At 71.1% G+C, this 7,181-nt stretch carries 3 protein-coding genes; 2 read left to right on the top strand and 1 reads right to left on the bottom strand.

Annotated features, from left to right (window positions below; translation table 11 throughout):
• Positions 1–2,946: Z1 domain-containing protein (locus AOK22_RS16810; protein ID WP_341845579.1), on the top strand; the 2,946-nt coding region annotated here is incomplete at its 5' end.
• Between the two features lie 193 nt (positions 2,947–3,139).
• Entirely contained in the window at positions 3,140–5,062 is a 1,923-nt protein-coding gene (locus AOK22_RS16805; protein WP_425264036.1) for a collagenase, read from the top strand.
• Between the two features lie 17 nt (positions 5,063–5,079).
• Here the strand turns inward: AOK22_RS16805 and AOK22_RS16800 are convergent.
• On the bottom strand, positions 5,080–7,181 hold a 2,102-nt coding region (locus tag AOK22_RS16800), incomplete at its 5' end, for an MGH1-like glycoside hydrolase domain-containing protein (RefSeq protein WP_055699474.1).

Genomic DNA, 7,181 nt, shown 5'->3' with positions numbered 1-7,181 from the left:
GTCTTCGCGATGCACGCCCTGGCCCTGGACGCGATGCGCGCTCCCGGCCCCCGCCCCCTGGTCCGGGCCCTCGACTACTGGTCCGAGGAACACCCGTCCCGAACGGACGCGCGGGCCGCCACCGCCCCGGACACGAGCGAGTCGGCCTTCCGCGGCCACCTCGGGGCGGGCGGGTGCGCGGCGCCGCTGCTCGCCTCCTGGCGGCAGGCGCTGACCTGGTGGGACCACGCCGAGCGGCCCCGCTGGACGGACACCCCGGCCCGTACCTTCGAGCGCCGCATCGCGGTGTACGACCGCCTCGGCCTGGAGCCAGGGACACGCAGGCTGCTCACGGAGCTGATCCCGATGTCCTTCCCCGAGGGACCGATCGTCATCGGCCACGAGCACTCCCCCTGGTACACCCCCGCGCACACGCCCGGGCACCCCTGGTACTGGTCCGCCTACGAGAGCTACCTGACACGGGTCAGAGGGTGGAGCACCTCGGCCGTGGCCGGTGTCGGCGAGAGCGCCGCCCAGGTGGTCGCGCGGCTCGCGGACCCGACCGCCGCGGCCGCGTACCAGTCCAGGGGCCTGGTCGTCGGGTACGTGCAGTCCGGCAAGACCGCCAACATCATCGGGGTGATCGCCAAGGCCGTCGACGCGGGCTACCGGCTGGTCATCGTCCTCAGCGGCAGCCTCAACATCCTCCGCGCCCAGACGCAGCGGCGCATCGACATGGAGCTGGTGGGGCGCGAGAACATCCTGCGCGACGCCCCCGAGGAGGACTGCGAGTACGCCGATGACCCGGAGTGGCGCGCCGGGGAGTTCCTGACGCACGGCGGCCTTCCGTCCCGCCTCGGCTCCTTCGACGTCCTGCGGCTCACGACTCTGAACAGCGACTACCAGTCGCTGCGCCAGGGGATCACAGCGCTGGAGTTCGAGAAGCGGGACGTCACGCTGCCGCTGCACCACCCGGCCAATCTGCACCGCACGGCGGCCCGGCTGATGGTGGTCAAGAAGAACAAGGCGGTGCTCGACTCGCTGGTCCGCGACCTGCGCAGGCTCGGTCCGCAGTTGACGGAGATCCCCGTACTGATCGTGGACGACGAGTCCGACCACGGTTCGGTCAACACGCTGCACGCCTGGACGCAGCGCGAGGGGCGCGAGCGCAGCGCCATCAACGGGCTCATCTCACGGCTCCTCCGCATGCTGCCGCGCGCGCAGTACGTCGCCTACACGGCGACGCCGTTCGCGAACGTCCTCATCGATCCGCACGACTCCGAGGACGTCTTCCCGAGGGACTTCGTGCTCTCTCTGCCGCGCCCGGCGGGGTACATGGGGGTGCGTGACTTCCACGACATCGACTCCGATGTGCCGCCCGGGGAGCGGACGGTCGCCAACTCCCGGGAGATGGCCCACGTCCGTCCCGTCCTCGACGACGCCGACGACGACTCCTCCCTGCGCCAGGCGCTGGACGCGTTCGTCCTGACCGGGGCGCTCAAGCTCTACCGCGCGGCCGTCGACCCGACCCGACCCGTCTACCGCCACCACACCATGCTGGTCCACGAGTCCGTGCGCGTCGCCGACCACCGGGACCTCAGGGAGCGGCTGCTCGGGCTCTGGTCCGAGGGTGGGACGCCCGAAGCCGCCTACCTCGACGGGCTGCGCGCTCTCCACGACCAGGACTTCGCGCCGGTGTCCGCCCACCACGCCGCGGGGCTCGCAGTCCCCTCCTCGTTCGACGCGCTGATTCCGTACGTGGATGCCGCGCGCGCCCGCATCGCGGGCGACGGGGAGCCGGTGATCGTCGTGAACGGCGACCGGGACATCGAGACGGTCGGCGTGGACTTCGAACGACGCCCGGTGTGGAAGATCCTCGTCGGAGGCGCCAAGCTCGCCCGCGGCTTCACCGTCGAGGGCCTCACCGTCAGCTACTACCGCAGGGCCGCCTCGCAGGCGGACACCCTGATGCAGATGGGCCGTTGGTTCGGCTTCCGTCCGGGCTACGCCGATCTGGTGCGCCTCTACATCAGCCGGGGCGGCGGCGCCACGGGCAAGGAGCCCGATCTCTACGAGGCGTTCGAGGCGATGTGCCGCGACGAGGAGGCGTTCCGCGCCCAGCTCTCCGACTACGCCCATCTGGTGGACGGCCGCCCGATGGTCACGCCCGCCCAACTGCCGCCCCTGGTGGCCCAGTTCCTGCCCTGGCTCCGGCCGACCAGCCGCAGCAAGATGCACAACGCGGAACGCGTGGAGTCCACGTCGCCGGCGACGTGGATCGAACCCTCGGGGTACCCGGTGGAGGGTGCGGCCAAGCGCCGGAACACGGAACGCTGGCGCCCTGTCCTCAAGAGGCTGAAGGGTCCGGTGACCACCGTCTCCGTGCCGGCCGAGGGACACCGGCGGGGGGTGTCCTTCCCCGCGTACCGCACGGTCGTCCCGCACCCGCTGCTGCTCCAGGTACTCGGCGAGCTGGAGTGGCTGCACCCGGGCACCTTCACCCCGCACCTCGACCGCCTGCGCTCCGCCACGGCGGGTGCGCCGGTCGAGGAGTGGCTGCTGCTCGCCCCGCAGCTCGCCTCGCCCCGGCGCCGGGCCGGGACGGTGCTCGAATCCGGGGAGCTGTCCTTGTTCGTACGCAGTCGGCGCCGGGCGCCGCACTTCGGGCGGATCAGCGATCCGCGCCACCGCGACGCGGCCCGCTCACTCGGCGCCGGCATCGCCGACCACGCGGAGCTCGCCGACCGCAGGGGCATCGCCCTGCTCTATCCGGTCCTCGACCCCGAGAACGCCGACGACTACACCGACATGCCGCCCGGCATGCCCGTCAGCCCGTCCCACGTCTCCCTGGCCTTCGCCCTGCTCCCGCCCGGCCGGCCGAACGACGCCCTGGATCCGGCGGCCCCTCTGGTGCGGTTCCGCGCCAAGGACTCCTCGCCGACCGACCCTCCAGCCGTCGTCGAGTGAGGGGCGAAGCGATCGGAGTCCAGGTCAACTACCTTTAGCTGCAAGCTTTCTGACGGGTCAACAACTTCCGTCCCCACAGCCCCTTTTCAAACGGCACAGCACCTTCTCAAACTCTGAACCATGTGCAATGGTACATGTCACATACCGGCCGTGCTCATGTCATGCATGGCCGCTACCCGGCCAGGAGGCCACCTTGAATTCCAGACCCCCCACACTGACCGCGCGCGCCCGTGCGCTGATAACGGCCCTGGTCGTCTGTCTGGGGCTCGCCCTGCTGACGCCGCTCGGCGGACCGGCCGCCGCGGCCGATTCCGGCACCGACTCCGCGCCGCGCAAGCCGAGTTCGCGGCCCGCGCCGCAGCCGGCCACCCCCACTCCGGCCAACGCCGAGGCCGACCGGCAGGCCCGGCCCGACAAGGACGTGTCGGACCGGCCGCCGCTGCGGATCGCGCCCGAGAAGAAGCGCTCGGCCAAGGGCGGCGCCGCGGAGTGCCGGGTCTCCGACTTCACCTCCAAGACCGGGGCCGCCCTGGTCGAGCAGATCAAGAAGTCGGAGACCACCTGCATCAACACGCTGTTCACCGTGACCGGTACGGACGCCAGGGACCTGTTCCGCGAGGAGCAGATGGTCACCGTGGCGAACGCGCTGCGCGACACCGCCGCCAACTACCCCGGTGACAACAGCACGTCGGCCGGTCAGGTCGTCCTCTACCTGCGCGCCGGGTACTACGTGCAGTGGGGCAACGAGGACCAGGTCGGCGAGTACGGCCCCGCGCTGAAGAGTGCCATCCAGGGCGGCCTCGACGCCTTCTACGCCTCGTCCCACGCCTTCGACGTCACCGACGCCAACGGCAACATCCTCAACGAGGCCGTCATCCTGATCGACAGCGCCCAGGAGAACGACCGCTACCTGAACGTCACCAAGCGCCTGCTGACCGACTACGACGCCTCGTACGACGAGTTCTGGGGCATGGTCGCGGCCGTCAACAGCACCTTCACGGTCTACTTCCGCGGCCACCAGGTCCCGGCGTTCCTGACCGCGGTCAAGGCGGACCAGAGCAACCTGACGATCCTGCGCGACTTCGCCGTCAAGCACGACGACCTGCTCGGCACCGACCGGTCCTACCTCGTCTACAACGCCGGGCGCGAGCTCGGCCGCTTCCTCCAGCACGCGGACTTCAAGCCGGCGGTCGGCCCGCTGGCCAAGGAGCTCCTCGGCCGCAGCAAGATGACCGGCCGCACCGCCCGCCTCTGGGTCGGCGTGGCCGAGATGACGGACGCCTACGACAAGGCGAACTGTGCCGAGTACGGCACCTGCGACCTGGCGAACCGCGTGCGTGACGCGGTGCTCACCGTCAAGCACACCTGCAGCGACAGCCTGAAGATCGCCGCGCAGCAGATGACCGCCGAGGAACTGGCGTCCTCCTGCGACAGCCTCGCCAAGCAGGACGCCTTCTTCCACGGCGTGGCCAAGGACAACGGCCCGGTCAAGGACGACAAGAACACCCAGCTCGAAGTGGTCGCGTTCAACTCCAGCGACGACTACCAGACCTACGCCGGCGTGATCTTCGGGATCGACACCAACAACGGCGGCATGTACCTGGAGGGCAACCCCGCCCAGGAGGGCAACCTGCCGCGCTTCATCGCCTACGAGCAGCCCAAGCAGGACGGTTCCTTCCAGATCTGGAACCTGAACCACGAGTACACCCACTACCTCGACGGCCGCTTCAACATGTACGGCGACTTCGCGGAGAACATGAAGACGCCGACCGTGATGTGGGTGGAGGGCTTCGCCGAGTACATCTCCTACTCGTACCGGGGCGTCACGTACGACAACGCGATCTCCGAGGCGGGCAAGAAGACGTACCGGCTCAGCACGCTCTTCGACACCACCTACGAGAACACCAACACCACCCGCACCTATCCGTGGGGCTACCTGGCGGTGCGCTACCTCCTCCAGTCCCACCCGCAGGACGTGGCCACGCTGCTCGGCCACTACCGCGTCGGTGAGTGGGACGCCGCCCGCACCTTCCTGACCAGCACCATCGGCAACCGCTACGACGCCGACTTCGACGCGTGGCTCGACAGGTGCGCCGCCGGGAACTGCGACGCGTAGGCCGGGCGGCGGCCGCCTCACGGCCGGCTGAGCAGCGGCAGCAGGAGCGCCGCCGACCAGCTGAAGTTGGGTGAGTTGAGAGGGGCTCCGGTCAGGGGGTTGTAGTTCTCCATGACCGGGGCCCTTCCCTTGAGGCCCGACGCGTGGGCGAGCAGGCGGTCGGTGAGGGCGTCCGCGTCGCGGCCGTAGCCGTAGCGGCGCAGGCCGCCGAGGGCGAAGTGGGCCTGGTCGAGCCAGACCGGGCCGCGCCAGTACCGCGTCGCGGCGAAGTACGGGGAGGACGCGGCGACGGTCGGGAACGGCACCGTCGTCGCGAACTCGCCCGGGTCGACGAGCTTCGCCCGTACCGCGCGCGCCTGCTCCCGGGACGCGGTGCCCGTCCACAGCGGCACCGCGCCCTCGATCCCCCGGCCCCGGGCGGTGAGCCGAGCGCCGGTGGTGAGGTCCGTGTCGTGGAACCAGCCGTCACCGCGGTCGTACATCGTCGCGCGCACGGCGGCGTGCGTGGCGTCCGCCCTGCGCTGCCAGCGCGCGGCGTCGGCGTGCTTGCCCAGGGCCTTCGCGATACGCGCCAAGTAGCCCTGGTCCTGGGCGAGATAGGCGTTCAGGTCGACGGACTCCTGGGTGAGGGAGTAGCCGAGCAGGGTGCCGTCGGAGGCGCGGTTGGCCACGACGGAGGTGCCGAGGTCCGCGTCGAAGCGGGGCGCGTTGTCCATGCCGCTCTCCCAGGCGGCGGCCAGCCGGCGCTCCTCGGCGGAGTCGTTGGCGGGGTCGACGGTGGCGCCGTACTCCGCGAGGCCGTCGTGGTCGTGGTCGCGGTTGCGGTACCACCAGGCCTGGTAGGCGGCGAGCTTCGGGTACATCTCGCGCAGGAAGGACCGGTCACCGCTCTTTCGGTACACCTCCCACACGGACCAACCGGCGAGCGGGGGCTTGGAGTTGCGTTCGTTCCAGTTGCCGCCGTCGCGCGCGGGGTCGTTGTAGAAGACGGCATCGGGGATCATGCCCGCGTCCTGCGGGCGCGTCCTGGAGTCCGGGGTGATCTGCCAGTCGAACATGGCGCGGATCTGCGTCTGCGCGAGCTCCGGGTCGAAGCGCGCGGTGCCCACGGCCTGCTTCCAGGTGTCCCAGGACCACAGTCCGCCGGCGAACCACTTGTACGAGAGGGACGGTGTGATGCCGTCGTGCTTCAACTGCCCTGCAGCCGAACGCCAGTTGGTGACCAGGGTCTCCAGGGATTTGACGGCGGTGCGGCGGCGGTCGGCGGGCACGCCGCGCGTCACGCCGGCGACGTACCCGTGCCAGCGCTCGTCGGTCTTCGTGGCGTACGTGTGCGGGCGGGCCAGGACGTCACGGACCCGCCTGGCCTCGCGGGCGCGCTCGGCCCCGGTGAACGTGTACGACTCCGTCCAGTCGAAGCGGTGCGCGGCGCCCGGCGCGAGGGCGACGGGCGCGGTGGTCTCGGTGCGGTAGGAGTCGCCGTCGAGCGTGGTGCGGACGGGGTCGGCGTGGGTGACCTCGAAGCGCTCGGTGCCGTCGGTGAGGTAGTCCCAGGTCTCGCGGACCTTCGCGAAGTCGACGCCGACGCCGGTGGCGGTCGCGGCGAGCGAGGGTGCGCTCCGCATCGGCTCCTTCTCGGGCCGCAGCAGGCTGCCCGTCCAGTCGGCGCCGAGGGTGCGCGTCCTTGCGCCGGTGTTGCGGACCTCGGCGCGGACGAGGGCGCTGCGGTCGGTGGCGAACCGCAGCGTCAGCGTGACGCGCAGGCCGCGTCCGAGGTCGTAGGACTGGACGAGCCGGCCGGGCAGGGAGGCCGTGCGGGGCGTGCCGCCCGCGGCGAGGTCGAGGGGGCGGCCGTGCTCGGTGAGCCGGATCCGGGTGAAGGACCGGCTGAGCCACCACGGGTACTCCTGGGCGATGTGGAGGGGGCCGCTGAAGCCGCCGTACGCGTCGCGGTCGCCGGGCTCGGGCAGGGCGTACGCGTGCCAGGCGCCCCGGTCGGCGAAGACGTTGACGGGGTTGTTGCCGTCGGCGTCGCCGGGCAGGGCGGCGGCGGGGGTGCCGTGCAGGTCGAGGACGTCGGCGTAGGGGGCGGAGAAGGTCGTGCGGCCGGGGGTCTGGC

It is taken from the genome of Streptomyces silaceus (assembly GCF_001419745.1).
GTDB classification, from domain to species: domain Bacteria; phylum Actinomycetota; class Actinomycetes; order Streptomycetales; family Streptomycetaceae; genus Streptomyces; species Streptomyces silaceus.
Note: the sequence above shows the minus strand (reverse complement) of the source record. Positions and strands in the feature narration are given on the sequence as shown.